The following is a 1,421-nucleotide window of genomic DNA, read 5'->3' as shown; positions in this document are numbered from 1 at the left end:
TACTCCAGCCGTAGTTCCTGATCAGGGCTCGTAAACAGCTTGCCGCCGGTAATGGCTGACTCGGGCGCGGGCTTGATGGCGTCGCCGCCACCACGACCAGCGGAGTAGGTCGGTCATGCTGTGGGCGGTCTGGACGAGCAGCCGGACGAGTAGGTGCCGGGTCTCGCCGAGTGTCAGTGGCGCCAGCTCGGGTTCGGCCGGCTGGTCGGCACGTTCGCGGGCGGTGACCGCGGCGAGGAAGGCGTGGGCGAGCATGGCCAGGGTGGTCCACCGGTACCAGGACCTCCACCGGCGGACTTGATGCTCGTCCAGGCCGGTCAGGCCCTTGCCGGTCTGGAAGGCCTCCTCGATGGTCCAGCGACGCCCCGCGACCATGACCAGGACCGCCAGCGGGACCGGGGCGGGGGCGTAGCAGCGGTAGAAGGCCAGCTCACTGGTGCGCCGGTTGCGGCGGATCAGCAACCAGTGCCGTCCTGGCCGTTCGCGGTCGATCTCGACGACGGCCCAGTCGTAGTAGCGGTGCCCCTTGGCGCCCTGCCCGGCCGACAGCCGCTGCCAGGAGGCCTGTGCCACCGAGAAGATCACCTGGTCGGCTCGGCAGGTTCCCGCGCCGGTGGTCACCCGGTGGCTGGAGGCGACCGCGAGGACGTATCCGACCTTGCGGGCTTCCAGCTCCGTGCGCAGGTGCGGGCTTTGGCCGTACACCTCATCGCCGGTCACCCACCTCGTCTGGACGCCGGCGTCCAGGGCGCGGGCGACCATCCAGGTGGCCAGTTCGCCCTTGGTGGCGAACGGGCGGTCCCGCGGTACTCCCGCCCGCCGGCACCTGCCGGTGTCGCCGGTCCACGCCTGAGGCAGGTACAGTTCCCGGTCGATGAACGCGTGCCCGGCCGGGGTGGAGTAGGCGAGGAAGACCGCGACCTGGCTGTTTTCGATTCGTCCGGCGGTGCCGGTGTACTGGCGCTGCACGCCGACCGTGGCGGTGCCCTTCTTCAGGTCGCCGGTCTCGTCCACCACCAGCACCGCCCCATCGTGTCCGAGGTGCTCCACCACATAACCGCGCAGGTCGTCGCGGACGGCGTCGGCGTCCCACACCGCCCGCGCCAGCAGGTGCTGCATCCCGTCCGGTGTGCGGTCCCCGGCATGCTCAGCCAGCGTCCAGCAGTTCTTGCGCGGTAGCTCCGACAGCAGCCCGCCCAGCAGGGCCCGGACCCGCCGCCGCGGTTCCACCCGGGAGAACCTGATGCCGATGCGGTCGGTGAGCTCATCGAACATCGCCTGCCACTGCGAGGCCGCTACGCTATCGCCTGCGGCCACCGCCTGATCTTTGATTGTCAGCACAACACTCGATGATCGCGGTGGCCGTTCCCATCTCTGCCACCAGCCCACACGCAAGATCGCCATCTACGGCTGGAGTACTA

At 69.7% G+C, this 1,421-nt stretch carries 1 protein-coding gene; it reads right to left on the bottom strand.

Going from position 1 to position 1,421, the window contains the following annotated elements; genetic code table 11:
* Positions 1 to 21: 21 nt before the first annotated feature.
* The gene (locus JOL79_RS33510; RefSeq protein ID WP_210159960.1) at positions 22 to 1,275 is read right to left on the bottom strand and encodes an IS701 family transposase; all 1,254 of its coding nucleotides are present in this window, start codon (positions 1,273 to 1,275) and stop codon (positions 22 to 24) included.
* Between the last annotated feature and the right edge of the window lie 146 nt (positions 1,276 to 1,421).

The organism is Microbispora oryzae, assembly GCF_017896165.1.
Lineage (GTDB): Bacteria > Actinomycetota > Actinomycetes > Streptosporangiales > Streptosporangiaceae > Microbispora > Microbispora oryzae.
The sequence above is the reverse complement of the archived record's forward strand: the minus strand, read 5'-3'. Positions and strand labels throughout refer to the sequence as shown.

Excerpts from the sequence above, each read along its gene's own strand:
- JOL79_RS33510 (WP_210159960.1), bottom strand. The coding sequence starts at position 1,275 with ATGTTCGATGAGCTCACCGACCGCATCGGCATCAGGTTCTCCCGGGTG.